This window comes from Stenotrophomonas rhizophila (assembly GCF_020857975.1).
In the GTDB taxonomy this organism is placed as follows: Bacteria; Pseudomonadota; Gammaproteobacteria; order Xanthomonadales; family Xanthomonadaceae; genus Stenotrophomonas; species Stenotrophomonas rhizophila_C.
Window position 1 is genome coordinate 51,131 of record NZ_JACWUO010000013.1, and the last position, 25,868, is coordinate 76,998.

Below are 25,868 nucleotides of genomic sequence, written 5' to 3' on the forward strand. Positions count from 1 at the left end.
CCATCCGCATCGTTAATCTGCGTTACCCAGCTTTCGCATTGAATCCCTACTCTCACCTGAGCCCTGAGATACTTGTGACACCGTCCGACCGGCATGAGACTGCGGGGTAAACTCACCAGATGCTGCTTCCGAGTTCTTGGTTTGAGGCGGCGTATACGAACCCGGCGGCTGGCCCTGCGGACCTGGCTGGCCCGCTGCTGATCCACCGATCTGGGAGTATGGCGCGAAACCACCCAAGGTTCCCTGGAAGAACATCGCCGCCATTGGGGGAGCGGTCAGGATCAGGGTCGTGAGGATCAGGCCCATGCCGCCCTGCTGCATCGCCTGGCTGGTCATGCCGTCGCTGGAAGCGCCGTCGAGCAGGAACTTGTTGACCAAGGCAGTGGACCAGAACGCGGCTGAGACACGGATGACCATATCCAGCGCGATCGATACCATTGCTGCCAGTACCGCCATCGAGAACATCGTGCCGATGCCGTAGAACAGCCATCGCTGGAACAGCTGCTTGGTCTGCTCAAACAGCAGACACAGAATGAACAAGGGCCCCAGGCCGATGAACAACGCCAGCGCGACCTCGTAGAGCAGCAGCATCGCACCGGCGGTGACGGCCGGGCCGCCCGTACCCATGCCGATGAACCACAGTGCCCGGGTCTTGTCGGCCTGCAGCCCTGGGTCGTTCATGATCTTGATGCCATCAATGCTCGACAGCGCCACCTGCATCCAGGCCAAGCTCTTGTCGATCTGATCTTCCGGCTTTTCGTCCTTGCCCGTCACCACATGGGTAATCAAACCCTTGACGTCATCATTGAGGAACTTCTGCAGACTGGTGCCGAACATCGCCATGCTGGTGGCAACGCTCACGATCAGGGCCGCACGCGCCATGTTGGTTACCAACACCATCATGGAATCCCTGCTGCGACCAGTGACGATCCGGTAACCCTGGATCAATACCCAGAGTGTCATCAGCACCAGGGCTATGCCACCGACCCAGGCCATCATGCGCCCCATCAGGTCGATGCCGTAGTCACTGATCCTGTCGCGCAGGTAATCCATGATCAGCTTGAAGAAGACGAAATCGCCGATCGACTGGACACGCACCGCGTAGCCCAGCAGATCCTGCAATCCGCCTGAGAAATCAAAGTTGGCCAGCCACCTGATCGTCATTTCCACAATCCCTTGGTAATTCCGTTACTGCATGAAACGCCGCATTGCTTTGCAGCGCCTGTCTACGTATTAACGATCTACGGTCAATCGACGCTGAGCGCCGTCTTCAGCGCGGCGGTCTTCACCATGTCGCTGATCAACTGCTTGGTCGGATCTCCCTTCAGGGCCGCCTGCGCCACCACCTTCTGATTGGCCTCCATCACTTCGATGTAGGCGTCATAGGACTGCATGCGGCCCTGCCAGGCCTGGGCCTGGACTGCCAGGTCATTGGCGGTTCGTACGGCATCGCTGTTGACGGCGGTCATGTTGCCGAGCAGCTGGCTGCTCTGGCGCAGGGCCTGGATGGCCTTCAAGGACTGGTCCATCAACGGCACCGTCTCCTTGATGAACATCACCGAGTCGTTGTACTTGCGGTTCTGCATCATGCGGATGTTGACGCAGATCTGCCGCTGTTGCGCCTTGACATCGCCGTGCGCATCGAACACGAAGTAGGCGAACATGCCGCTCAGACTGGTGTCGGTGGCCGGCCCGCAGGATTCGGTGACCATGTAGTCGTTGGGAACCAGGGTCAGTGTCGCGGCCGGGGAGAGGCCGAAATTGTTGACGATGCCCTGCACCGTCACCAGCGCATTGGTGTATTCGCGCAGCAGCTTGATCCAGCGGGTATTGTCCTTGGCGAACTCGGCAATGTCCTGGAAGTTGCTTCTGATCGCCTGGATGATGGCGGTGTAATCGATGACCGGCATGCCGGCATTGGCCGATGTAGCAGTAACCGTCATCACCGCCCCCATCACAAAGGCAGCAAGACGCGTGCGGCGCGGGCTGCGGCCGTTCTTTCGGGTCTTCTTGGCATTATTCATAGTCGTCTCCATTGTCTATTCGTCTTTGAACCCGGGTCGAACTGCAACTCAGGTCACTGCATCCGTGCGCGGCGCGGCCTGCCGCGATCCCTTGCGCTTCTTGTAGAACTCACCCAACCACTGCTCGGGCGTCAGGTCCGCCTGCAGCACCTTCTCGCGCTGCGCGGCATCCTGCAGCACCCGGTGCATCACTTCGATATTGTCGGTGGAGGCGGAAATCACCGACAGGATGTCGTCCATGCCGCGCAGGTTGAGCTGGCACACGCTGGCGGCATGGCCCTGCTTGACCAGGAAGCAGCGCGACCGCTCGTCCAGCGCGGTGACCACCTTGAACTCGGCCTCGGTCAGCTTCAGGCCGTCGATGTAGTCCGAGCGGCTGGCGTTCGGGTTGGGCAGCAGGATCAGGGTGGCGGTCTGTTCGATCAGCGCCGCGGCGATGTCGCTTTTCAGCGCATCCTCCGGGCTCTGGGTGGCGAAGATACCCAGGCCGTTCTGCTTACGGATGGTCTTCTGCTTGTTCTTGGCGAATTCCTTCAGGCCACCCTCGCCGTCCAGGATCTTCCAGAATTCGTCCATCACGTAGATCAGCGGGCGGCCGTCGATCAGCGATTCGAGCTTGTGCAGCAGGTAGTTGATCACCGGCACCCGTACTTCGGGGTTGTCGATGATGTCGGTGTAGTCGAAGCCGATGATGTTGGCCCGGCTCAGGTCGATGGTGTCGACCGGGTTGTCGAACACCCAGCCCAGCGAATTACCTGCCGTCCAGCGCCGCATGCGCGCATACAGGCCGTCGTCGCCCATGTTGGGCAGGCTCTTCTGGAAGTTGGTCATGCTGCGCAGGTGCATCGGGGTGTCGAGCATGTTCTCCACGCCGCGGAAGATGTCCTCTTCCTCGCGGGCGCTGTACTCGCGCTTGCCGGCCAGCACCTTGATCAGGTCGGCCAGGAACTGCACGTTGGATTCGTTGTTCTCGCACTGGAACGGGTTGAAGCCGGTGGCCTGGCCGTTGTCCAGCGCCAGGTAGTTGCCCCCGCAGGCGCGCACGAAGATTTCCGCGCCGCGGTCCTTGTCGAAGAAGAAGATGGTCGGCGACGGGTCGTACTTCTGCACCTGGCTGAGCAGGAAGTTGATCAACGCGGTTTTACCGGTACCGGACTTGCCGATCACCATGGTGTTGGCGATCGCCTTCTCACCCAGCGAATTTTCCGACGGGTGGGTGGCGTGGAAGTTGAAGTAGTACGGCTGCCCGTTGGTGGTCTGCAGGGTGGTCACGCAGTCGCCCCACGGGTTGTTGTGCTGCTTGCCGGTGGCGAAGTTATGCAGCGGCGACAGGCCCAGGAAGTTCAGCGAACTGACATTGGCCAGGCGGGTGCGGAAGCGCCAGTTGGCCGGGAACTGCGAGTAGAACGACGCGGTGACCGCCAGGTCTTCCTTGGTCGACACGAAGCCGGCGTTGGACAGCTCGGCGCGGGTCGAGGCAATGTTCTGCGAGAGCTTTTCCTGGCTGTCGGCGAACACGGCCATGATGAAGTGGTATTCGCCCAGCACGAAGTTGCCCGACGACAGCTGGTCCATCGCCTGGTCCAGCTCGATGATCTGGCTGACCGCCTTGTCGCCGGAGGAGATCATCATGCCCTTGGTGCGGTCCAGCACCTTGAGCGCGTCCTGGCGCCCCATCGGGCTGAACGAATGGGTGATGACGTACTCGAAATCGAGGTACTTCAGCCCGTTGAGCACACCAGGGTAAGTACCCTCGGCATACTCCTTGATATTGAGGATGGCGCCGAAGTGATTGACGCCGTTGGGCGTGCTGATCACGAAATCGCCGGTCTTGGCCGAGAACATGTGCCGGCTGATCGGCAGGTAATCCTTGACCGGGGCCGACAGCACCGGCACCGGCTCGTCGATGCGGTTGAGCAGGTAACCGAAGAACTCCAGCGTCTCGGAGAACACCTGGCCGTTCTTGGCCTCGTACATGCCCATGCGGTAAGGCGCGTAGTCGCGGATCACCGCTTCGACGTTGCCGGCCATTTCCAGCAGCTTGGCCACGGCCTGGTCCTGCTCGGCCTGCAGCTTGGTTACGTTGGATGATTTGTCCATCATCCGCTTGCCCGACACCACCGGCCGGTACAGCATGGTCAGGTACAGCTCGTTCTGCATGATGCGCTGGGACGAAAGCATGCCCATGTACTGGTCACACACGTCCTGGTTGAACTTCTGCTTGAACGAGGTACGGCCCTTCAGCGTACGGCGGCGGCGGATGTCATGCACCCAGAACGCCACATTGACGAAATCCGGGGCGCGCAGCGTCTGCAGCAACCGGTTGAAGGTGTTGTGCTTGTGCTCCAGCTCCCAATCCTCGCGCCCTACGAAGGGCAGGCCTTCCAGGTGCCAGGTCAGCAGAAAATCTCCACCCGTGGTCTTGACGACCGTCGGCGCCACATGGCTCGACAGGGGAATGAATTCGCTGATTGAAGTATCGGGACTGAACATGCCTGCTTCCAATGGAGATGCTGCGGGGATGGTGCGTTCCTTGCACCGGGCAGGCGGCTGGCCGCCTGCCCGGCTTGCTGCCAGATGCCTCAGACCGACGGCGGCTGTTTGTCGCGGTAGTGATTGGGCGTGAAAACCCACATTCCATCGTGTTCCTGCACGTTGCGCGCCTTGAACTTGAACTGCAGGCGCAGCCCGATCAGCCGGAACACCATCTCATCGCGCTTGGCCATGTGCCGCATGATGAAGATGGCGATCGGAATGGTGATCAGCAGCCGCATGTCGAAGTACATGCTGAGCAGCAACAAGCCGCCTGCGACCAGGAAGAACGGGACGTAGGGCACGCCCAGAAACATCGCCGGCCGCGTGCAACCGCGGAACAGGACGTTCTTATGCACTGTAGTACTGGACCGCGTTGTACAGCGCGGTGGTCGCGCTGCCGGAGCAGGTCTTGGCCGAGTCGCCCAGCAGCATGTTGGCGATCTGGCCGGCCGCGCCGATCAGCAGGCCACCGATCAGGATCGGCGCCACGTCGGCGATGCGCTTGTGCGCGAAGGCGATCTGGTAGCCGGCGAAGATCACCGCGATGGTGACCACCGCGATCGAGGCGAAGTTCAGCAGGCCGTTGATGTTCTCAAAGAAGCCGCAGACCTTCTTGTCGGTACCACCGAAGTTGGTCTGGGCGAATACGTCCGGCACGAAGGCCACGGCGACGAAGGCAACCGCCATCAGCAGGGTCTTCAGGGTGCGCTGGGCCTGGGCCAGGTCGAGATTGGTACGCTTCTTCATGGGTGATTTCCTTGTTGATGGTCTAACACAACTGAATCGGCCACACCGGGTGGTTGACCGGGCCACGACTTCGTCAAAACACGAAGGCTGCATCCCCTGCGGGAATGTTCTGTACCGGCGGCGCCTGCGGGGCCGTAGCAGCCTGCGCAGGCATTGCCTGGGGTGAATTTCGTTCGTTCCACGGGCGCACCACCACCGGGCCGGGGGCGGCCTGCGGCAACTGCAGGGGCACTTCAGGCACCGGCATCGGCGCTGCAGCCGGGGCCTGCCGCGGTGGCAGCGCACTGTCCAGCGCGCCCATCACCACCCGCGACAACGCGGCATCGGCAGTGCGCACCAGGCCACCGCGCACCATCGCGCCGGTGGATGGGTACACCTCATAGGTGCGCGCCGGGTCCACCGCCGCCTGCGCGTAGGCGCGCGCCGCGCTCACCGTCTCCGGTGCGATGCGCGCGCTCATGACGCTCTGCGGGGTGACACCGCTGAGCTGCGGATGGTGCGCCACATCCACCACGCGGCGCTGGCTGCGGCTGACCACATCGATCGGGGCCACCGCGCCATTGGCGGCGACCTGGTTGCCGCGCTGGCGCGCGATCGAGGCGAACACCTTCTGCACGTAGCCGTGGCGGAAACCGGTGGTGAAATTGCCCGAGTAGTAGCAGCTGAAGGATTTGCCCCAGTCCCTGCCCGAACGCCCATAGCACTCGGCCAGGATCCTGGAGCCGGCCTGCAGGTTCGGGCACTGCTGGAACGCCTTCTCGTAGGAATCCAGGCCGTACTTGGCCAGGTTGTAGCGGTTCACCTGGGCCAGTCCGATCGAGAAGTTGTAGCCCTTCTCTTCCAGCATGCGTACCGTGGCCAGAGCCTCGTCCAGCGCCTTGGGCTGGCGCACCAGGGCGCCACCCACCACGCCGATGGCGTAGGGGTTGCGCGAGGATTCCACATTGATCACGTGCTGCATCACATCCATGGACACGGCCATTTCAGGACACGCCAGTGCTTCCAGTCCCGGCAACATCAGCCCCACCTCCCTGCGGACGACATGTGATCACTCACACAGGCAACGTAGAGGCAGCAGGCTTCGGCCCGCGTGAAATCCCGGTTCAGTTTTCTGTAAATCATGTTCGCCATCTCACCCTGCCTGCGCCAGCGCGCGTTCGGGACTGAAATCGATGCCGGTGATGTAGCGGCTGCCGGCATGCGCCTTGATATGCACCACGATGTCGATGGTCATCATCAACAAACGTTTGATTACCGCAAATTCCAGGCCGGAGCCTTCGCTGGAGGCCTTGACCATCAGCGCCAGCTGGTCCCAGGTCTGTTCCGGGCTGCCCGCGTGGCAGCTGGTGATCGACCCGGGGTGGCCGGAGGCGCAGTTGCGGATGAAGTAGAACGCCTCGTCGCCGCGCAGCTCGGCCAGGATGATGCGTTCGGGCTTCATGCGCAGGCACGCTTCCATGCAGCTCTTGGCGGTGACGTTGCTGGCGCTCTGCCCGCCCTTGGAGTACAGCAGGTGGACGACGTTGGGCTGGCTGATGAACAGCTCGCGCGCGTCCTCGATCGTCACCAGCCGCTCGCTGGCCGGGATGTGGTTGACCAGCGATTTCATGAAGGTGGTCTTGCCGCTGCCGGTGGCGCCGGAAACCACGATGTTCTTGCGGTACATCACCGCGCGCCGGAAGAACTCGGCGTAGTTGCGCGACTGGCGCAGCTGAACCAGTTCGCTGTCCTGCTCGCTCAGGCCGGCGCCCTGCTCCAGGATCTGGTTGAAGAACCCGTCGTCCTGGTACTGCTCCAGCGTCTTGGTGTGCTTGGACGGCAGGCGGATGGTGATCGACACCTTGCCGGCGTCGCACGCCGGCGGGATCACGAACTGGGCACGCTGGCCGGTCGGGAAGGTCAGCGACACCACCGGATCGGCATCGGTGATGCGCTGGCCGGTATTGCTCTCGTTGACCACCGCGGTACAGAACTGGCGCGCGCGCTCGAAGGTCAGCGTGGGGACTTCCACACGCTGCCATCCCGCATTGGTTTCCAGGTACACCTCGCCCGGACGGTTGATGCAGATTTCCGTCACATCGGGCGAAGTCATGTACTGGTGGATCCCCAAGACCTCGTACTGGTATCTCAGGAATTCACTGGAAACATCGGCGACAGGGGCCACTTCGGCGTCCATGATTGATCCGGAAGGTCAGCGGCGCTGCGGCAGCACGTCGCTGAAATCGACGTCCTTGGCCACATAGACACTGACCACGGTGCCTTGGTTGATGGTAACGGTGGGCGGGCGGCGTTCGCTCAAAGCCTCGTTGGCCAAACGCTCCATGCTGCGCGCGGTGGCGCTTTCATAGGGCGACTGGATCGCCATGCCGCTATTGGTGATGGTGGTGGATTCCGGGCCATGCTCGGCAGCGGCGTACTTGAAGGCATCGGAGATCAGGCTGATCATCAGCGCCGAGGCGATGCGGCTGCCCCAATGCGCGCTGTACTGGCCCGGATGGCCGGCGCCGCCGAGCTGGTCGATGCCCGGGCTGGACATGGCCACGTCGATACCGTTCGGGGTGGTGATGCGGTCCCAGATCACTTCCACGCGCTCGCCCTTGGGGCCACCGCCATACGCGCCGTAGATCTTCGAGCCCTTGGGCAGCAGCAGGCTGCGGCCATTGATCGAGTAGACCGGCTCGGTCAGCAGGCACGAGGTGTAGCCGGCCAGGTCGGTGATGATGCGGGTTTCGAGCACGCAGCGCAGATAGGTGCCACGCACCAGCAGTGCATCCGGGCTACGGATGAAACTGGCACTGGAGACGTCCTCCACATCCGGTCCACGCTTGGTCTTCTGAGGTTGCGGCTGCTGCGGCTGACCGTTGGCAGCAAGTTGGGCGAGCATCGCACGGCTGTACTCATCCATGCCGCCATTGGCAGCTTGCCCGCCCTCGCCATCGGAAACACTGCCGTTGGCGCCGATTCGGCGGTCAAGCAAGGTTGGGCCACGTTCCATCTGCTGGGCAGACATCGATTGGCCAAAATCAGACTCGGGGCGGGTCGGGCCACGCGGCTCGGTCGGCAGCGGCGGAATCATTGGAATCGGTTCGGCCATGCTCTGCGGCGGCGGCGGCGCAGGAGCGGCAGTTGGCAATTCCGGCGTCGTCGCACGTGCGGTCTGGTTGAGGTTGGCCGGTGCATCCTTGTCATCGCTGGACTTGCGGAACAGCAGGAAGCCCATGGCAATCAGCAGCAGCACGATGCCCCCCAGGAACAGCAGCGCCTTGCGGTTCAGCCGTTGCTCTTCGGAGGAACGCAGTTGCGGTGCGGCGGCATCCAGATTCGGCGTACCGTCGGCCACATTCCGGCCGTAATACGGGTTGTTCGGCGTATCTCCACCACCCTGGTTTGCACCAAGGTCAGCGCCGTCGCGTTCGTTGTTCGGCTCATTGCCGGGGATGTTGTGCTGGCTCATTTCTTCACGTTCCTTCGCAGACCGACGACCTTGTCACCGTGGCGGATGACCAGATAGGGATAGGTTCCGTGCACGATCAGGGAATTGCCTTCCACCGTCGTGTTGACCACGAAATCTTCGCCGTACTCGGTCTCACGGCCGAACACCGCCGGGAAGATGCCGGTCTTGTACTCCGGCGATGTCGGCAGCTTCAGGTAAGTGAAGCGCCCATCGTCATAGGCATTGACCGGGATCAGCCAACCCATCTTCTTGGAGCGGCGGGTCGAATAGGAGTAATCGAAGTTGTACTGGCGGTCCTTGGCCAGCTCCGAACTCAACAGCGGCTTGACCTCTTCTTCCACTGCCTGCTGGGCGGTACCGAACTCGGTATCGCTGGGGTAGCTGAAGGCGATCTTGTACTGCACCCCGGCGCGACGGGCCTGTTCCAGCTGGCGCCAATCGGTGGCCACCACCTTCAGCTCGAAGATGTAGGAATGGGTCTCGGTGCGCACCATCATGTTGGTGTCCACGTCGACGTTCTTGGGCTTGAGATAGAACACGTTCTCGCGACGGGTCAGTTCCCAGCCATTGCTGAAGCCGGTGCTGTAGTCGAGGATCTTCTCGTTCGGGCTGAGTTCGATCTGGGTGGTCAGGCCCAGGCCGGTGCGGACCGGATAGATACGGTCCTTCTCGTATTCGTACTGGTCCACCGCCTGTGCGGCGACCGGAGCAGAGAACGCCGACAACATCGGCAACAGGGCCAAGCTGGCCCACCAAATTTTGTTACTACTCATCGGTTGCTTGCTCCCTCAGCAGTTCCGGTGGAAACACGTTGGCCCGGCACCTGTGCCGGTTGCCGCGGCGCGACTTGTCCTGGTATCGCCTGGCCCGGCACAGCCTGCCCGGGTACGCCTTGTTGCATGGGTTGACCCTGCATGGGTTGGCCCGGCATGGGCTGCCCCGGCACCGTCTGCCCCGGCACGCCCGGCATCGGCGGCGGCACAGGCAGGCCCGTAGCCGGGTCGACCATGGTGGCCGCAGCCGGATTGTTCGGGTCATAAACCCCGGCCTGGGCCGTCTGCGCCGCCTGGGCAGCCAGCGCCGCCTGGGCGGACTGGCTGGCCATGGCGGCGTCATCGGGAACCGGAACGCCACGGGCGTAGTCGTTGTCCACGCGGTATTCGGTGACGTAGAACGACAGCGGGTTGAGGATGCGGTCCTGCTCGGACAAGGCCAGGTCTGGCTTGTATTCAAAGCGCATGGTGACCAGCTGGTTGTCCAGGAACTGCGCCACCGCCGTGCGCTTGTCCAGCAGGCTGCGCTGGATGCGCACCGAGGCACCCTTGAAGCTGCCATTGCCCTCGGCGCCCAGCGGGGTGATGCTCAGGATCTTGACCCGGATCGCCTGGTGGGTGCCGTAGACGAACACCGGGTTCTTCGGATTGTTGTTGGCATAGCGCTGGTTCATGCTCGCCGCGACCGGCTCGGAGGACATGGTGAACACCAGGTCCCAGTCGCGCAGGCCCATCACCGCCGAGTCGAAGGACTCGCGCGCCATCACGTACTGGGCGACGTTGCTGCGGTTGATCGCTTCATTGGCGGTAATGCCCTGCTCACCGAAGGTGCCGGTCAACCGGGCCACGGTGGCGTTGCCGGTATAGGCATCGGCCATCACCAGGAACGGCACCTTCTCCTTCAGCGGCAGCATGTAGTAGTAGCCGCCGGCCAGGGCCAGCGACATCACCAGCGAGGCCGAGGCCACCCACCATGCGCGGCGCTCGCTGCGGCGCGCCATGTCGGCCACGGTCAGCTCGTAGCTCACCGCTTTGGCGACCGCCTGGTCGACCTTCTGGCTACTGCCTGTTTCCTTCTTTCGGAACATGGGTTCATCCGTACTGCTGGAACGTCAATGGGCGTGGCACCCCGGCGCGGTGCGCGGGGAGCATCACGTTTACCGATACCCGGCCGGCGTCAGCTACCGCTGGACGCGTCGACCGCGCCCGTCGAGACGGTGGGCGACGCGGCGGCCTGCACGACAATCTGGTTGCCGACGATGGACACCGACACGCCCTGCGCCGCATAGGCGGAGCTGAGGTCGATCATCGCCTGCTGCGGATTGGTGGTGCCGATGGTGGAGACGGCGCCGTAGAGCGTGTAGTCCGAGCTGATCCGGTAATCCAGGGTCATGCCCGAATCCTTGGCCCAGCGTTCCAGCATGGTCTTGAGCGTGCCGTCCATGGGCGTGGCCTGGTACACGTAACTGGTGTACAGCGGAATTTCCATGGTGGTGCTGGCGAAGCGGTTGACCGGCTTCCAGCGGCCGCCGATATCCGGGGCCGGCTTGGTGGCGCAACCGGCCAGCAGCAGTGCGGCGGCGACGGCGATGAAACCCTGTGACAGATACGCTTGCTTCATACGGACTTCCCTATGACGTACGGAACGCGGCTTGATTCGACTGACTGACGGCAATTCACTGCGCCGGGTGGATGAAGACCCGGGACGCAGATGGCGATTGCGGATACAGCGATGAAACACCGTGGATTGTTGTGACCAGGCCCCCGCCCTGTCCCCGCAGCCCAAGGCTGCATGTACCGGTGTGCAGGCGTCCCGGGCTTATCGCCCGGCCCCGTCGCCCCACCCCCACATCCCTTCGAAAAATACCGTCCATGATTTCCTCTGCAACTACCCTGCGGCTGTCCTTGTGCGGCGAACTCTAAACGACAAATTCACGGCGCATAGAACGGCCATCACAAATACGATGCCACAACCGCGCGTCAATTCGGTGTCAAAGCATAGTCAAAAATCGTCTTCACATGTCGTTTATCTGACGTCCATCACAGGAATTCACACCGACTTGATCAAATTTCGAGATTTGGTACGGAAGTTTTAGGCAGCAGACGGGACGTGAAATAGCGATCCTTGTAGTACTTGATCTTGTCGCACTTGACCGGATGGGGGATCCCCTCATACAGGAACACCTCGTGATCGTTGCCCATGGCCTTGAGCTCCTGCGGCAGCATCAGCGCGCGCCGCTCCTCGGTGAAGCTGTGGGTCTTCTCGCGGGCATGGGTGACGTTCTTCTTGCGGATGGTCGTGTAACCGAGCATCTCCGAGTAGTCGTTGGCGTCCTGCTGCTCGCGGGGGGCGTACAGAATCTGCAGGGCATGGTTGGTGATGATGGTGCGCGACACATCCCGGCCATAGGTGGCGTCCAGCTGGGCCATGCTCTGGATGATCGGCAGCAGACGCACGTTGTAGCCGGCCATGTAGGACACCGCCGAGGCGATGATGTCGACCTTGCCGATCGCGGTGAATTCGTCCATCAACAGCAGGCACTGGTACTTCAGGTCCGGGTTGGACTTGGGCAGTTCCTTGGTGTTGAGGTTGATGATCTGGCTGAAGAACAGGTTGATGATCAGGCGGCTTTCGGCCAGCTTGTTGGGCTGGATGCCGATATAGATGGTCATCTTCTTCTTGCGCAGGTCGGTCAGCAGGAAGTCGTTGGCGCTGGTGGCCTTGTCCAGCACCGGGTTGATCCAGGCGTTGAGCGGCTCCTTGAAGGTGCCCATGATCGAGGCGAAGGTCTCATCGGCCTGGGACAGCATGTTGGCGAAGGCCGATTTGGCGTTGCCGCTCAGGTAGGTCTGCCCGGACAGGCGCTGCAGGTACTTCTTGAGGTCGCTGCCGTCGCCGGTGGACAGGCGGAACAGCGCGCCCAGGGTGGGCACGTCCTGCACGCCGGGGAAGCCGGAGCTGAGCGCGTCGTCGCGGTTCTCGAACAGGTACAGACTGAAGGCCATGAACGCGTTGCGCGCCTGGCTGACCCAGAATTTCTGGTCGTCCGACCCATCCGGGTACAGCATCGCGGCAATGCTCATCAGCTCCGAGACGCGGAAGGCCGGGTCGTTGGAGACGTAGCTGAGCGGGTTCCAGCGGTGGGTGCGGCGGTCTTCGGCGAACGGGTTGAACAGGTACACCTCCTGGCCCTGGCTGGCGCGCCAGCCGCTGGTCAGGTCGAAGTTCTCCTGCTTGATGTCCAGCACCACCACCGACTCGTCGTACTCCAGCAGGTTCGGGATGACCACGCCCACGCCCTTGCCCGAGCGGGTCGGGGCGGCCAGGATCACGAACTGCTGGCCGCTCAGGCGCACCAGCTTGCCGCCGAAGCTGCCCACCACGATGCCGTTGCCGGTCTTCTTGAACAGCCCGTGCTTGGCCAGGTCGGCGGCCTGGGCAAAGCGCGCGTCACCGTGCAGCGAGGTCTTCTTCGGCCGGAACATCAGGAACATCACCACCAGGTACAGCAGCAGCGGCAGGCCGAAACCCAGCACGCCGGCCAGCTTGATCTTGGTCACATACGGCGCCACGGCCGGCTGGTCCAGTGCCTGCAGGTACTGCAGGTAGGTGTTCCACTTGAACAGCCCGGTATCCAGGCCCAGCAGCAACAAGGTGAGATACCCGGCAAGGCAGTAGCCGGCAATCACGGTCAACAGGGTGGCAACTACGGCAACAACGATCTTCTGCGTGGACAAACCCTATCCTCCATGACGCGCCCGGCGGGCGCTACTGCTTGCGCCGGCGCCTGCGCGGCGTCGTACGCGGTTCTATTTCGTCCTGCACCCGCGTCCCACCGTCCTGGTCACACAGCAACGCCCACTGGCTGCGCGCCTGTTCCAGCGACAGCACCTCGGTGACCCTTGCCCCTTCGGACGTGAACACGGCATAGCCGAACACATCGCCCGGACTGTACACCGGCGAATATGTCAGGGCTACCAGCTGGTACTTCCCGCTGACCTGGACTGCATGAGGGTATTGGACCATCAAGCACGCTCCCCGCGCCACGACAGGCTGCCGATGCTAAAGCACTGCCTGCAGGCTGCCAATCAGAAAATCCCGACCCGGCCGCCGCCGGCCCGGCGCCGGGCCGATCGCGACCACCCTGCACCACAGCGTCCCAGGCCGGCGGCAGGCCGCATGCTGCGCCGCAGCAGTACAATGGGCGGCCGCCCCCTGGTCACGCCCTGCCCGCATGAGCTCCTCCCCCGTTTCCCTGGCCGCGCGCCTGTCCCCGCGCGAGCGCACCTTCATCCTGCTGGCCCTGTCGCTGGGCGGCTTTGCGATCGGCACCAGCGAGTTCGCCAGCATGGGGCTGATGCTGGAGATCAGCCGCGGGCTGGCCATCAGCGAAACCCAGGTGGGGCACCTGATCAGCGCCTATGCGGTGGGCGTGGTGGTCGGTGCGCCGGTCCTGGCCTTCGCCGGCGCCGGTTACGCCCGGCGTTCCCTGCTGCTGGCGCTGATGGGTTTCTATGCGGTGGGCAACCTGGCCAGCGCGCTGGCGCCCAACTACGGCACCATGCTGCTGGCCCGCTTCATCGCCGGGCTGCCGCACGGCGCCTACTTCGGCGTGGCGATGCTGGTGGCCGCGGCGATCAGCCCGCCGGCCCAGCGCGGCGCGGCGATGTCCAAGGTACTGCTGGGGCTGTCGGTGGCGATCCTGGTCGGCAACCCGCTGACCACCTGGCTCGGCCAGCAACTGAGCTGGCGCACCGCCTTTGCCCTGGTCAGCGTGCTGGCGATCGCCACCGTGGCGATGATCGCCCGCTTCCTGTTGCCCGACCCGGACGAAGTGCGCACCTCGCCGATGCGCGAGCTGCGCGCGTTCAACCGCACCCAGGTGTGGCTGGCGCTGGCGATCGGGTCGGTCGGCTTTGCCGGCATGTTCTGTGTGTTCACCTACCTGGCGCCGACCCTGGTCCAGGTCACCGGCCTGGCCGAATCGTGGATGCCGCTGGCGGTGGGCATCTTCGGCGTCGGCGCGATCATCGGCAACGTCGCCGGCGGCTGGCTGGTGGACCGCTTCCATTTCCGCGCCGCCGCGGTGGTGCTGGTCTGGTCGATCCTGGTGCTGCTGGCCTACCCGCTGGCCGCGCAGTCGGTATGGAGTGTCTTCCCGATGATCATCGCGGTGGGCACCATGGGCGCGCTGGCCGCGGTGCTGCAGACCCGGCTGATGGACGTGGCCGGCGAAGCGCAGACCCTGGCGGCGGCCTCCAACCATGCCGCCTTCAATACCGCCAACGCCCTGGGCCCGTGGTTCGGCGGCATGGCCATCGGCGCCGGCTTCAGTCCGGCCACCACCGGCTATGTGGGGGCGGCCACCGCACTGGGCGGCCTGCTGCTGTGGGGCGTGGCGGTGCTGGTGGAGCGACGGTCACGCGCCGGCACAGCGGCGGCCTGCCAAGGCTGACCGCAGCGCCAGCCGAAGGCGACCACAGGCGGATTGAAACAAATTGCATGGCCGTCGCACGGCCCTGACCTTACCCTGCACCGCCTGGACATTGGCGGTACCCACAGCATGCAGCTTTCCTCCCCCCGCGCTTGTCTTGTCCACCGCCTGCGCGTAAGCAGCAGAGCCGTGCTGCGCACGCTGCTGGCACTGGCCGGCGCCGGCCTGCTGGGCTGCACGCCGGGCGCGGCCGCCGACCCGGTGCAGATTCCCGGCTCGCAGGTCAGTCTGGTGCCGCCGGCGGGGATGGAACTGGCTACCCAGTTCAGCGGCCTGACCGGCGAACAGGGCCAGGCCAGCATTCTGGTGGCCGAGCTTCCGGCCGAGGCCGCCGAACCGATCGGCACGTTGTTCGACAGCCTGCCTGCAGCGCGCACCGCCTTTGCCAGCAAGGGCATCGTGGTGGATACCCTGGCGCATATCCAGGCGCAGGGAGCCAAGGTGCCGGTGGTGGCCGGCACGCAGCGGGCCCACGGCCAGTCCTTCCGCAAATGGGCGGCCTTCTATCGCGGCACCAAGGCCGTACTGGTGACCGTGCAGCTGCCTGACGGCTCGTCCATCACCGATGCGCAGGTGATGCACACGCTGGCCTCGGTGACCCTGCAGGGGGAGGTGACCCTGGCCACCAAGCTTGCCGCGCTACCCTTCACCGCCGAGCCTGCCGGCCCGTTCCGGATCATCGACGCCTTGGGCGGTTCGAGCCTGCGGATGACCGCCGGCCCCCTGGACGTGGACCCGCAGGGTCTGCAGCCGCTGATTGTGATCGCCTCGCAGCTGGCGTTGCCGGCCGGCGCAACCAGTCCGGCGACCACCTCGCGCACCCTGATCGCCGGCACCCGTGAACTGGACCAGGGCGTTGCCCAGTCCCAGCGCCGTGTCAGCTTCGCCGGCATCGATGGCATCGTGGTCACCGGCACCCTGCCGGAAGGGCGCCGCTTCGCGCATTACCTGGCGCTGTGGCCGGGCCAACGCTACGTGCGCATGGCCGTGATCTACCCGGCCGATGCCGATCCGGGCCTGGAACAGAGCGTGGCGGCGATCGCCGCGTCGGTGATGTTCCGCCCCTAGCGAAGCCATCCAGCACAACTCGGAAAACCGGAGGCGCAGGGGTCAGGATTTTCCTATCATGGCCGCCTGACCCCACCGCCGTTGCAGGTTCTGGCAGCCGGCCGCCTTCTGGATGTATGGATGACGCACCACTGGACCCCTTCGTACTGGGGTCGACGCATCACGCGCTCGCCGCACTGGCAGCTGCGCCTGGCCGGGCAGCAGTTTGAACTGTACATCGACGGCGCGCTGCACCCGCTGCCCGCCACCGCCTCGCCGAGCCTGCGCCGCGGGCTGCTCTGGAGCGAACTGCAGCTGTGCCCGGGCCAAGCGCAGGCAGTACGCCTGGGCGGCCTGCCGCATGCGCAGGCACGCACGCTGCGCCAGGCCCTGCGCCAGTTGGAGCAGGACCGGCAGCAGGACCAGCGCTTGGCCGACAGTTGCGCTGCCCTGGAGCAGGTCCAGCACTGGCTGGCGCTGGCCGACGCCCAGCTGCAGCAGGCCGATGCGCAGCACCGCTGGTTCACCCAGGAGCAGCAGCAGGCCCTGCTGCAGCGTCGCCCGGCCCTGCCGGTGGAGGAAGCCGCGTTGTGGGCGGTATTCGATGATCCGGCGCTGCGCCCGCTGCTGCCCGGCCCGCCCGCGCAGATCGAAGATGCATTGACCCGCTGGAGCAGTGACTGGGCGTCTACCTGGGAGCAACGCAACCAGGCCTACCTGCAACGCGAACTGGTCCAGGCCGGCGAGCTGCTGGACCAGGTCGAACGCCAGCCGCTGACCGACGAACAGGCCCGCGCGGTGATCTGCTTCGACAACCGCGTGCAGGTGGTGGCCGCGGCCGGCTCAGGCAAGACCTCGACCCTGGTGGCCAAGGCCGCCTATGCGGTCGACCGCGGCCTGGTGCCGCCCGAGCGCATCGTCATGCTGGCCTTCAACAAGGATGCCGCCGGGGAACTGCAGCAACGCACCGAACAGGCCTTCGCGCGGCTGGGGCTGGACGCACAGGCGGTGCAGGCGCGCACCTTCCATGCGCTGGGCCGGCAGATCATCGGCAAGGCGACCGGGCGCATGCCCGATGTGCCCGACTGGGCCGTCGATGCGGCGCAGGGCTTCCACCAGCTGGCCGAGCTGATCGACCGGCTCAAGGACCGCTCGCTGCACTTCCGTACCCAGTGGGACATGTTCCGGCTGGTGTTCGGCCGCGACCTGCCGCCGCTCGGCGGTGCGCTCAGCGCCGATGGCTGGGACGCCGACGGCAGCGGCTATGTGCGCACCCTGCGCGGGGAGCGGGTACGCAGCATCGAAGAATGCGTGATCGCCGACTGGCTGTTCTACAACGGCGTGGACTACAACTACGAGCGCCACTACGAATTCGATACGGCCACCGACCAGTACCGCCAGTACCGCCCCGATTTCCACTACCCCGGCATCGGGCTGTACCACGAGCACCTGGCGCTGGATGCGCAGGGCAATGCGCCGGCGCATTTCGACGGCTACCTGGACAGCCTGCAGTGGAAGCGCCAGGAGCATGCGCGGCGCGGTACCGACCTGGTCGAGACCACCTCGCACCAGCTGCGCAGCGGCGCGCTGTTCACCCACCTGGGCCAGGCGCTGACCCGGCGCGGGATCGTGCTGGACCCCAACCCGGACCGCGAGCTGCCCGGCGATGGCGCCAGGCCGATGCCCGACACCGAGCTGATCGCACTGCTGCGCACCTTCATCAGCCACGCCAAGAGCAACGCGCTGTCGATGGAGGACATGGCCCAGCGCCTGCGCGCGATGCCCGAGGACCAGTACAAGCACCGCCACCGGCTGTTCCTGGAACTGGCCACGCCGATCCTGCACGCCTGGGACGAGGCGCTGGCGGCCGTGCACGGCATCGATTTCGAGGACATGCTCAACCAGGCCGCCGAGCACCTTGAGCAGGGCCGCTACAGCTCACCCTACGATCTGGTGATGGCCGACGAGTTCCAGGATGCCTCGCGCGCCCGCGCGCGGCTGTGCCGGGCCCTGGTGCAGGCGCCGGGCAGGCACCTGTTCGCGGTGGGCGACGACTGGCAATCGATCAACCGCTTCGCCGGTGCCGATGTGTCGGTGATGACCGGCTTCGTCGACTGGTTCGGGCAAGGCCGGGTGCTCAAGCTGGAACAGACCTTCCGCTGCCCGCAGGCGCTGTGCGACGTCTCCAGCGGCTTCATCACCCGCAACCCGGCGCAGCTGCCCAAGCAGGTGTGCTCGGTCACCGCCGCCCATGGCCCGGTGCTGCAGGCCTTCCAGGTCGCCGTGCGCGAGCAGATCTGCGATGCCATCGGCCAGTACCTGCTGCAGGTGCAGCGCCAGCTGCTCAGTGGCCAGATGGCGCCGGGCCGCAACGGCAAACTGTCGATCTTCGTGCTCGGCCGCTACAACGCCGACCGCAGCTTCGTGCCGCCCAACTGGCAGGCGCGCTTCGGCCAGCAGCTGGACGTGCGTTTCCTGACCGCGCACCGTGCCAAGGGCGCCGAGGCCGACGTGGTGATCCTGCCGGCCATGCTTGAACGCAGCTTCCCCAACACGCGTGCCGATGACCCGGTGCTGGCGCTGGCCATGCCGCACGCCGAGCACTGGCCACTGGCCGAAGAACGCCGCCTGTTCTACGTGGCGCTGACCCGGGCGCGGCGTACGGTGGCGATGTTCAGCGTGCGCGGTAAGCGCTCGCCGTTCCTGGCCGAACTGATCGCCGATGGCGCGCTGCAGGTAACCGCGCTTGACGGCCAGCCGATCCAGGAGCATCCCTGCCCGGCCTGCGACGGCGGGGTGATCGTGCAGCGCAGTGGCGCCTACGGCAGCTTCCAGTCCTGCTCGGGTTATCCACGTTGCCGGTACAAGCCGGCAACGGCTGCCTCGCAGGCCGTCCGCGCATGAAAGCGGTGTCGTCGGCGATGGCCGTTCTGCCCGGATGGCACCGACAGCGCCCTTATCCGGGCAGGCGCTATCATGTGCACCTTCCGTTGAAAGCAGTAAACGCAGATGAGTTGCCGAATCAACATGCGCACGGCGGTGGGCAGCCATGGCACGGTGCATACGCCGGCTCTGCTGCAGAAGCGCCATGACGCCCGGCAGACCCTGCCCGCCCTCTTCTGCGACAGCCCCGGCTGCCTTGCACCGGCCTGCTTCATCGCCGAGCAGGCCGTGGCCGGCACCGACCGCCACGGCCCGGTTACCGTGCCGGCCCATATCGTGCTGGAACAGGGCGCCGCGCACGCACCGGGCTGCCGCTACGACCCGCGCGGCCGGCTGCACGGCATCCTGGCCGCCGTGGCTGATCCGGGGTTCCTGCAGACCCTGGACGATGGCAGGCAGGAGCTGCGCTTGCTTGGCCTGCAGCAGGCATTGAAACGCGGCAACGCCACGTCGCCGCTCGACGACTACCTGCGCACCGTCGGCGCGCTGGCGGTGCTGCGCGCGCTGTGCGCCGACGATACTCTGCTGGCAGCGCAGCTGACCCTGCGGCTGGGCAAGAAAAAGGTCGCCTGGGATGGATTCTTCTACCCGCAGGACCGCTACGACGAGGCCTGCGAACGGGTCGCGTCGATGTCCAGCGGGTTTCCGCTGGCGCTGGCCGGCACGGTCCGTTCGCACCGCTCGCCGCAGGCCGGCAGCGGTTACGGCCCGACGTACCTGAACTGCACCGCCCAGTACCGGCACGGTGATGTCGCCAATCGCCACGAGTACTTCGAAGTAAGCATCGGCCATGACGACGCGGCGTGGTTGCAGCGGTTCCCGGTGGGATCGGAGATCGTCATGCTTGGCCTGTGGCGGCTGGGCAGCAGCCAGACCGCCACCCGGCCGCACCCGCAGGACCCGAGGCGGATGCTCAGCACGGTCACCCACAAGCTGAGTCTGCGGCCGGTATCCAAGGCCCAGTTGATCGCGGTCGACTGAACCGGCTGCGCAGCGCCCGTGAGCGGGCACCATCACCGCGGCCGGCGCCGACCTGCGCGGGCCGCCGCTGTCGCCAATGCCTCTTCGCAGATGCCGTGCAGTTCGCTCTAATGCCTGTGCTTCCGTGCACTCGGTCCACCGGCGCTGCGGGCGCGCCACCGGCCAGGCGTACCTGGCCACCAACCGGGAGCGGCCGATGTTGATCATGGACAATGTGGTACATGCCATCGGCGAGCGGGTGGTGCTCGACCACGCCTGCCTGGCGCTGGGCGCGGGTGAGATCGTGGTGTTGGCCGGCCCGCCCGGCAGCGGCAAGACCAGCGTGCTGGGCATCATCGCCGGCACCCTCAAGCCGCTGGCCGGCACGGTGGCCTGGAACGACATCCTGCTCGACGCCGGCTACCGTCGGCGCCACCTGAGCTATGCCGGGACCTCGACGCCGATCATCCGCGACTATCTTCTCGGCGACTTCCTGCGGATAGCCGCGGCAGACAGCCTGCTGAGCGATGCACAGATGCTTGCGCGCAGTAGCGAGGTGCTGGAACGCCTGGGCCTGCAGGCACGACGCAAGGAACCGCTGGCGGCGCTGAGCGGCAGCGAAATGGTCAAGGCCATGCTCGCCGCCTGTCTGGTCGGCGCCCCGCGGCTGATCCTGCTCGATCAGTCGCTGTCGCTGCTGGACAGCAAGGACCGCGCGGTGGCCTGGGAGACCCTGGCTGCCGCCGCGCGTGAGGGCGCCGCGCTGCTGGTCAGCGCGTATCCCGAGCAACTCCCGCCACCCGGCGATGCGCGCATACTGCAGATCGCCGATGGCAGAATCCGCTGACCGGTCCGGTCCGCCCCTCCTTCCCACCACAGGCTGCCCCATGTCCTCGCCGCTCCGTAACCTGCTGCTTGCTTCGGCCCTGCTGGCCAGCGCAGCGCCCGCCGCCCACGCCGCCCAGACGCAACCGGTTGCGCTCGATCCTGCATTCGTGGACGGCGCTGCGGCCGCCTTCATGCAGCGCTACCACGTGCCGGGCATGGTGATCGGGATCAGCCACAACGGGCAGCAGCGCTTCTACAGCTACGGCGTGGCGTCCAAGGCCACCAAGGCGCCGGTAACGCCTAACACTCTGTTCGAGCTCGGCTCGATCAGCAAAACCTTCACCGCTACGTTGTCCACCTATGCGCAGGCGCGGGGCGCGCTGTCGCTGCAGGACCCGGTCGGCAAGTACCTGCCGGACCTGGCCGGTCACCCGATCGGCTCGGTGCCGCTGTGGCAGCTGGGCACCCACAGTGGCGGCGGGTTTCCGCTGCAGTTCCCGGATGCGGTCAAGACCGACGCCGATGCGATGCGCTACTACCGGCAGTGGACACCGTCGTATCCCGGTGGTGAACAGCGCAGCTACGCCAACCCGTCAATCGCCCTGCTGGGCGTAGTCGCCGCGCGGGCATTGGACCAGTCGTTCGAGCGCGCGATGCAGGGCACGCTGTACCCGAAGCTGGGCCTGACCAGCAGCTGGCTGCGCGTGCCGCAGAAACAGCGCCGCGGTTATGCGCAGGGCTACAACGCGGCCGATGTGGCGGTGCGGCTGAATCCAGGGCCGTTGGCGCAGGAGGCGTACGGCATGCGCTCCAGCGCGCGCGACCTGCTGCATTTCGTCGAGCTCAACATTGCGCCGGCCACCGGCGACGCTGCCCTGGACAAGGCGCTGCGCGATACCCAGCTGGGGCGCTTCGAGCTAGGCCCGATGACCCAGGCCCTGGTCTGGGAGCAGTACCGCTACCCGCTGGCGCTGGAGGCACTGCTGCAGGGCAACTCGGACCAGATGGCCTATCACGACAATCCCACCACGCCGATCGCCACCTCGCTGTTGCCACAGCAGGACTGGCTGTACAACAAGACCGGTGGTACCGGCGGTTTCGCCGGCTATGTGGCTTTCATTCCATCCAGGCAGGTGGGGATCGTGATCCTGACCAACAAGTCGCATCCCAATGAAGGGCGGGTGCGGCTGGCGTATGCGTTGTTGGAGGCGCTGGAAAAAGCGCCCTGACGCTACCGCCCCGCCGGTGTTTGGCTTGCCAGGACCGGCCTGGCCCTGCGCGGTTTTACCCGGCCGGCCAGGCCATGCCCATGATCATTGACCTTCGGCAATGGTGTAACGACCCACGTTCTGTCGCACCGCCGGCGGCATGGCTCCCTGCTCCTGGTTGTAGATCAATACCCCCGACCATGGGGTCGAGCAGACCAGGGTCAGTCGATACCTGGTCACGCTGCCGCCGAAGTCCTCGTGCGCTTCGAGCTGACCCACGCCGGCGGCCAGCCGCCTGTATACATAGCTCCCCTCGACCGTCAGGTTTTTGTTCAGAATCTGGTTGGTGTAGTGGCCGGCAGCGAACCGCAGCTTGACCAGACTGCCGGCATTGGGGTTTTCCGGCGAGTAGTCCGGGTCGATGGCATTGATGAAGGTCAGGCCGTTCAATGCGGCCGGCACCGTGCATTCGGCCCGGGCATCGAACGCTGCAGCCAGGGCCAGTGCGAGCAGCGGGGCAGTAGCAGTCATTGTGTTCATCGCATATCTCATCAAGGCGCCACCGGCCCTCAAGAGCCGGTGGCGCATGCTCAGGGGCTTACCAGTCGTACTGCAGCTGTACCCGCGCATAGCGTGGAGTGGTGTAGTACTTGGCCTTTTCGAAGTTGTAGTAGTCGGTGATGGCACCATTGTTGTCGACGCTGAACTTGGTCTCATACACCTGCAGTGGCTTGACCGAGTTGAACAGGTTGATGACCGAGAACTGGACGCTCAGCCCGGGCAACGCCGCCGGCCGGTAACGCACGCTTGGGTCGAAGCTGACCACCCACGGGGTCCGCCCGTTGCTGCCCAGCTTGCTGACTTCCTCGATGTCGGCGTTGCAGGTATGGAACACGCCGGTGTAGCCATACTCGGTACCAAAGGTGTCCATGCCACCGCCGAGACAGGTGATCGGCGTGCCCGACTGGATCAACAGGTTCGCGCCGAGCTGCCACTCGTCGGTGAGGTCGTAGGAACCATACAACTTGAAACTATGCCGACGGTCGTTGAACAGATAGCCATCGGCACCGTACATCAACTCCTTGAAATCGAAGTCGGAGGTGGTGCCGGTATCGGTCTGGCCATTGGTACTCTTGACCAGCCCTTCATAATTGCCGTTCAACTTCGCCCAGGTGTAGTTGACGCTGGCATACCAGCGCTCCCCCTGCCTGTCGGCCGTCAGGGTCAGGGAGCGGTAGCTGCGCTTGGCCTTGGGGCCCAGTTCCTCGCCCGGCACCGTGATGTCGTCGACCTTGCCATCGCCGTCAACATCCAGGCTGACGTTCAGGTCTTCCCCGGGGTTGTAGATCCAGCAGCCCGGCAGGCCGGACGGTACTTCCCAGGGATTGTCCCAGTTGGACAGATCGTAGCCCGCGTTCCTGGCCGCGTTGTACAGCGCACGCGAATCACAGGTATCGTCGATCACATTGTTGATGCGGCGCCAGGTCAGCTTGGCACCCAGCGTCCACCCATCCACCCACCGGTTGCCGGACTGCAGTTTCTGCTCATAGCCGAGGATGACCTCGTCCTGGGTATACGGCTTCAAGCCCTTCGAGGCAATGGACCTGGGGTCCGGCGCGTGACCATCGGACCCGTTGACCACGTTGTCGTTGGCACCGCCATCCAGCGAACCGGTGATGTTGGGCTTGCCGGTGACCGGATCGTAGCCATCGTAGGTGTAGTACTCATTGGTGTAGTACGAACCAGAGGCCGAACGCAGCGCAACGTTGGCGGCAATGGGCAACGAGTAGCGGCCGATCGAGCCGAACAGCTTGGAGCTGCCCTCACCCAGCACATCCCATGAGAAGCCGGCACGCGGCTGCCAGATATTGTCCTGTTTGACGAAGCTCTGGCCATCGCCGTTCTTGTTGTTGAAGGAATCATTGCGCAGGCCGCCGTACAGCATGAATGCGTCGGTGACCTGCCAGTGATCTTCGAGGTACCAGGAGCGCTGCTCGATCTTGATGTCACCGCCGGTGCGGAAGTTGATCTTGCGTGCGTAGTCCTTGTACAGCAGCCAGCGGGCGCCGCTGGAGTAGGAACTGCCCTGGGTGGACTTCCACACATCATCGCTGACCCCGAAACCGATCGCGTGGTCGTCCAGCTGCCAGGTCAGGTCGAGCGCGGTCGTGCTGCGCTGATTGCTGCCGTTGGCGATGCCGAGCGAACTTTCCACCGCGCAACCTACCCGCTTGCCCAGAACATAATCGTAGACGTACGGGCAGCTGCCCTCCGGGCTCTCGATATTGCCGTCATACTCGCCGCGTTGCCCGTCCGGGCTGATGGTGTACTCGCCATTCTTGTTGCGCATGCTGCCGTAGCGGAAACTGGCCGTCAGATCGTCGTTCAGGTAGCTGGTCCACTGCAGGATATGGGTCATGCCCTCCTGCTTCTTGTACAGCCGGCCCAGGTACTTGTCCTTGCTGGCCTCGGCAGCGGGGCTGTCGTCTTCGTAATTGGCGGTGTACTTGTCGTAGTGGTAGCGGCGGTTGTTGCCGAAGCCGGTGTACTCCAGATGGTTGTTGTCGTTGAGATACCAGTCCAGCTTGAGCAGCCAGTAGGGATTGTTCGAGCTGTAGTCCTCAGCACTGGTTGCCAATGAGGTGGGCGGCGTGGAGACCCCGGACTTGCGTGGAGCTTCGGCGCTACGCCCACCATAGGCCTCGCTGTCGGCCGTACTCAGACTCCCCAGCGCGAACAGGAACAGCTTGTCCTGGATCAGCGGACCACCGATCCACGCCGAGGCCACGTCGCTGTCCTGCTTGTTGTTGTCATACGAACGCAGCAGGGTGCCGTCGCTACGCAGGGTATCGGGCTGCCTGCTGCGGAAGGCGTCCGGCGTGGTGGTCCAGCTGAAGCCGCCCTTCCACTCGTTGGTGCCACGCTTGACGTTGACGCTGGTGACGCCGCCGGTAGAAAACCCATAGCGGGCGCCGTAGCCGCCGGTCTGCACGTCGAGCTGGTCGATCGCCTGGAACGGTACTTCGGTGAAGCTCAGGCTGTCGAACAGGTTGGTGACGTTGAAGCCGCTGACGTAGTAGCTGTTCTCGGCGGCCGAGGCGCCGCCAAAGGATGCCGGCCCGAAATAGCCGCTGCTGGCCACCGTACCGGGCGTCAGCAACGAGATGCTGGTGATATCGCGGGCGACCGGCAGCGCATTGAGCTGCTCGGCGCTGAAGGTGGTACGCGATTCCACGCTGCCCAGGTCGATCGTTGCGCCCAGCTGGGCGCGCACGTTGACCGCATCCAGGGTCGCGGCCGCGCTGCCGCCGGCCGCCAGGTACGCGCTGGTGGTCTGGCCGGCGGCCACCGTGACCACGCCGGTGCGCACTTCGCCGCTCGGGCTGGTGGCGGTCACCTCGTACCTGCCGCTGCTCAGCGTGCCCAGCCGGAAGCGGCCGTCGGTGCCGATCCTGCCGTCGCGGACCACGCCGGAATCGAGGTTGCGGATGCGTACCTCGCCACCGGTGAACTCCGGGGCAAGGCCGCTGATGTCGCCCACCGTGCTCTGCGCATAGGCCTGCGCCGACAGCATGGCCGCGGTGAGAACAAGCAGTCGAAGACCGCGGCGTGGTCGCCGCAGGCGGATATGTGAAGCATGTGCCATTGAACCCTCTCCAGGAATGCCCAGTCGAGACTGGTTAAGGAGCGGTGAACGTAGTCCTGTTCAGACGGCAGCAATCAGGGAGGTTGATAGAAAAAAGTTATGCCGTGACACGATTCTCAAGTTGATTCGCGGGTTAACAATACGGTGGGATGGATCGCACATTGCAACTGAGGTGCGCACCACCTTTGTCATATCGAATTGCGGCACC

Annotated in this window: 21 protein-coding genes; 6 read left to right on the forward strand and 15 right to left on the reverse strand. The window is 64.7% G+C overall.

Annotation, left to right across the window (positions count from 1 at the left end):
- Positions 1-12: 12 nt before the first annotated feature.
- The 13 genes from IC535_RS13235 to IC535_RS13295 form a co-directional block, all read right to left on the reverse strand.
- A complete protein-coding gene (locus tag IC535_RS13235; protein ID WP_228886480.1) occupies positions 13-1,164 on the reverse strand; it encodes a type IV secretion system protein in 1,152 nt (383 codons plus the stop codon).
- Positions 1,165-1,247: 83 nt separating this feature from the next.
- Positions 1,248-2,024: a hypothetical protein gene (locus IC535_RS13240; protein ID WP_228886479.1), complete on the reverse strand. Its 777-nt coding sequence runs from the start codon at positions 2,022-2,024 to the stop codon at positions 1,248-1,250.
- Positions 2,025-2,072: 48 nt separating this feature from the next.
- Entirely contained in the window at positions 2,073-4,517 is a 2,445-nt protein-coding gene (locus IC535_RS13245) for a VirB4 family type IV secretion/conjugal transfer ATPase (protein WP_228886478.1), read from the reverse strand.
- An 89-nt stretch (positions 4,518-4,606) separates the two neighbouring features.
- Positions 4,607-4,915 carry a type IV secretion system protein VirB3 gene (locus tag IC535_RS13250; protein ID WP_228886477.1) on the reverse strand — a complete coding sequence of 103 codons (309 nt, stop codon included), beginning with the start codon at positions 4,913-4,915 and terminating at the stop codon, positions 4,607-4,609.
- On the reverse strand, positions 4,908-5,306 hold the full coding sequence (locus tag IC535_RS13255; RefSeq protein ID WP_228886476.1) for a TrbC/VirB2 family protein: 399 nt from the start codon (positions 5,304-5,306) through the stop codon (positions 4,908-4,910). The genes IC535_RS13250 and IC535_RS13255 overlap by 8 nt, the downstream gene beginning before the upstream one ends.
- Before the next feature lie 73 nt (positions 5,307-5,379).
- Positions 5,380-6,324 (reverse strand): lytic transglycosylase domain-containing protein, encoded by a 945-nt coding sequence (locus IC535_RS13260; RefSeq protein WP_228886475.1) that lies wholly within the window; start codon positions 6,322-6,324, stop codon positions 5,380-5,382.
- A 114-nt stretch (positions 6,325-6,438) separates the two neighbouring features.
- Positions 6,439-7,482 carry a P-type DNA transfer ATPase VirB11 gene (gene virB11, locus IC535_RS13265; protein WP_228886474.1) on the reverse strand — a complete coding sequence of 348 codons (1,044 nt, stop codon included), beginning with the start codon at positions 7,480-7,482 and terminating at the stop codon, positions 6,439-6,441.
- A 15-nt stretch (positions 7,483-7,497) separates the two neighbouring features.
- A complete protein-coding gene (locus tag IC535_RS13270) occupies positions 7,498-8,760 on the reverse strand; it encodes a TrbI/VirB10 family protein (protein ID WP_228886473.1) in 1,263 nt (420 codons plus the stop codon).
- Complete coding sequence (locus tag IC535_RS13275) at positions 8,757-9,533, reverse strand: TrbG/VirB9 family P-type conjugative transfer protein (RefSeq protein ID WP_228886472.1); 777 nt, start codon at positions 9,531-9,533, stop codon at positions 8,757-8,759. Before IC535_RS13275 ends, IC535_RS13270 begins: the two co-directional genes overlap by 4 nt.
- Positions 9,530-10,621, reverse strand: a complete 1,092-nt coding sequence (locus IC535_RS13280; RefSeq protein WP_228886471.1) for a virB8 family protein — start codon at positions 10,619-10,621, stop codon at positions 9,530-9,532. Before IC535_RS13280 ends, IC535_RS13275 begins: the two co-directional genes overlap by 4 nt.
- Before the next feature lie 89 nt (positions 10,622-10,710).
- Positions 10,711-11,154 carry a toxin co-regulated pilus biosynthesis Q family protein gene (locus IC535_RS13285; RefSeq protein ID WP_228886470.1) on the reverse strand — a complete coding sequence of 148 codons (444 nt, stop codon included), beginning with the start codon at positions 11,152-11,154 and terminating at the stop codon, positions 10,711-10,713.
- A gap of 443 nt (positions 11,155-11,597) precedes the next feature.
- Positions 11,598-13,256 (reverse strand): type IV secretory system conjugative DNA transfer family protein, encoded by a 1,659-nt coding sequence (locus IC535_RS13290; RefSeq protein WP_429000382.1) that lies wholly within the window; start codon positions 13,254-13,256, stop codon positions 11,598-11,600.
- Between the two features lie 46 nt (positions 13,257-13,302).
- Positions 13,303-13,560 carry a hypothetical protein gene (locus IC535_RS13295; protein WP_228886468.1) on the reverse strand — a complete coding sequence of 86 codons (258 nt, stop codon included), beginning with the start codon at positions 13,558-13,560 and terminating at the stop codon, positions 13,303-13,305.
- 208 nt (positions 13,561-13,768) lie between these two features.
- On the opposite strand from IC535_RS13295, the gene IC535_RS13300 reads away from it, so the two are divergent.
- The 6 genes from IC535_RS13300 to ampC all read left to right on the forward strand — a co-directional run bounded on the left by IC535_RS13300 (position 13,769) and on the right by ampC (position 22,035).
- Positions 13,769-14,989, forward strand: coding sequence for an MFS transporter (locus tag IC535_RS13300; protein WP_228886467.1), 1,221 nt, complete (start codon positions 13,769-13,771; stop codon positions 14,987-14,989).
- Between the two features lie 168 nt (positions 14,990-15,157).
- Positions 15,158-16,096, forward strand: a complete 939-nt coding sequence (locus IC535_RS13305; protein WP_228886466.1) for a hypothetical protein — start codon at positions 15,158-15,160, stop codon at positions 16,094-16,096.
- Positions 16,097-16,216: 120 nt separating this feature from the next.
- Entirely contained in the window at positions 16,217-18,979 is a 2,763-nt protein-coding gene (locus IC535_RS13310) for a UvrD-helicase domain-containing protein (RefSeq protein WP_228886465.1), read from the forward strand.
- Positions 18,980-19,084: 105 nt separating this feature from the next.
- Positions 19,085-19,999, forward strand: coding sequence for a hypothetical protein (locus IC535_RS13315; protein WP_228886464.1), 915 nt, complete (start codon positions 19,085-19,087; stop codon positions 19,997-19,999).
- Between the two features lie 205 nt (positions 20,000-20,204).
- Positions 20,205-20,825: an ABC transporter ATP-binding protein gene (locus IC535_RS13320; RefSeq protein ID WP_228886463.1), complete on the forward strand. Its 621-nt coding sequence runs from the start codon at positions 20,205-20,207 to the stop codon at positions 20,823-20,825.
- 40 nt (positions 20,826-20,865) lie between these two features.
- Positions 20,866-22,035, forward strand: coding sequence for a class C beta-lactamase (ampC, locus tag IC535_RS13325; protein ID WP_228886462.1), 1,170 nt, complete (start codon positions 20,866-20,868; stop codon positions 22,033-22,035).
- Positions 22,036-22,119: 84 nt separating this feature from the next.
- On the opposite strand, the gene IC535_RS13330 is transcribed toward ampC, so the two are convergent.
- Both IC535_RS13330 and IC535_RS13335 read right to left on the reverse strand, forming a co-directional pair.
- The gene (locus tag IC535_RS13330; RefSeq protein WP_228886461.1) at positions 22,120-22,554 is read right to left on the reverse strand and encodes a hypothetical protein; all 435 of its coding nucleotides are present in this window, start codon (positions 22,552-22,554) and stop codon (positions 22,120-22,122) included.
- Positions 22,555-22,612: 58 nt separating this feature from the next.
- Positions 22,613-25,660 carry a TonB-dependent receptor gene (locus tag IC535_RS13335; RefSeq protein ID WP_228886460.1) on the reverse strand — a complete coding sequence of 1,016 codons (3,048 nt, stop codon included), beginning with the start codon at positions 25,658-25,660 and terminating at the stop codon, positions 22,613-22,615.
- Between the last annotated feature and the right edge of the window lie 208 nt (positions 25,661-25,868).

Coding starts and splice junctions, on each gene's coding strand:
- IC535_RS13275 (WP_228886472.1), bottom strand. CDS start 9,533: ATGAGTAGTAACAAAATTTGGTGGGCCAGCTTGGCCCTGTTGCCGATG.
- IC535_RS13235 (WP_228886480.1), bottom strand. CDS start 1,164: ATGACGATCAGGTGGCTGGCCAACTTTGATTTCTCAGGCGGATTGCAG.
- IC535_RS13300 (WP_228886467.1), top strand. CDS start 13,769: ATGAGCTCCTCCCCCGTTTCCCTGGCCGCGCGCCTGTCCCCGCGCGAG.
- IC535_RS13320 (WP_228886463.1), top strand. CDS start 20,205: ATGGACAATGTGGTACATGCCATCGGCGAGCGGGTGGTGCTCGACCAC.
- IC535_RS13310 (WP_228886465.1), top strand. CDS start 16,217: ATGACGCACCACTGGACCCCTTCGTACTGGGGTCGACGCATCACGCGC.
- IC535_RS13270 (WP_228886473.1), bottom strand. CDS start 8,760: ATGAGCCAGCACAACATCCCCGGCAATGAGCCGAACAACGAACGCGAC.
- IC535_RS13315 (WP_228886464.1), top strand. CDS start 19,085: ATGAGTTGCCGAATCAACATGCGCACGGCGGTGGGCAGCCATGGCACG.
- IC535_RS13255 (WP_228886476.1), bottom strand. CDS start 5,306: ATGAAGAAGCGTACCAATCTCGACCTGGCCCAGGCCCAGCGCACCCTG.
- IC535_RS13240 (WP_228886479.1), bottom strand. CDS start 2,024: ATGAATAATGCCAAGAAGACCCGAAAGAACGGCCGCAGCCCGCGCCGC.
- ampC (WP_228886462.1), top strand. CDS start 20,866: ATGTCCTCGCCGCTCCGTAACCTGCTGCTTGCTTCGGCCCTGCTGGCC.
- IC535_RS13330 (WP_228886461.1), bottom strand. CDS start 22,554: ATGAACACAATGACTGCTACTGCCCCGCTGCTCGCACTGGCCCTGGCT.
- IC535_RS13245 (WP_228886478.1), bottom strand. CDS start 4,517: ATGTTCAGTCCCGATACTTCAATCAGCGAATTCATTCCCCTGTCGAGC.
- IC535_RS13295 (WP_228886468.1), bottom strand. CDS start 13,560: ATGGTCCAATACCCTCATGCAGTCCAGGTCAGCGGGAAGTACCAGCTG.
- IC535_RS13335 (WP_228886460.1), bottom strand. CDS start 25,660: ATGGCACATGCTTCACATATCCGCCTGCGGCGACCACGCCGCGGTCTT.
- IC535_RS13260 (WP_228886475.1), bottom strand. CDS start 6,324: ATGTTGCCGGGACTGGAAGCACTGGCGTGTCCTGAAATGGCCGTGTCC.
- IC535_RS13285 (WP_228886470.1), bottom strand. CDS start 11,154: ATGAAGCAAGCGTATCTGTCACAGGGTTTCATCGCCGTCGCCGCCGCA.
- IC535_RS13280 (WP_228886471.1), bottom strand. CDS start 10,621: ATGTTCCGAAAGAAGGAAACAGGCAGTAGCCAGAAGGTCGACCAGGCG.
- virB11 (WP_228886474.1), bottom strand. CDS start 7,482: ATGGACGCCGAAGTGGCCCCTGTCGCCGATGTTTCCAGTGAATTCCTG.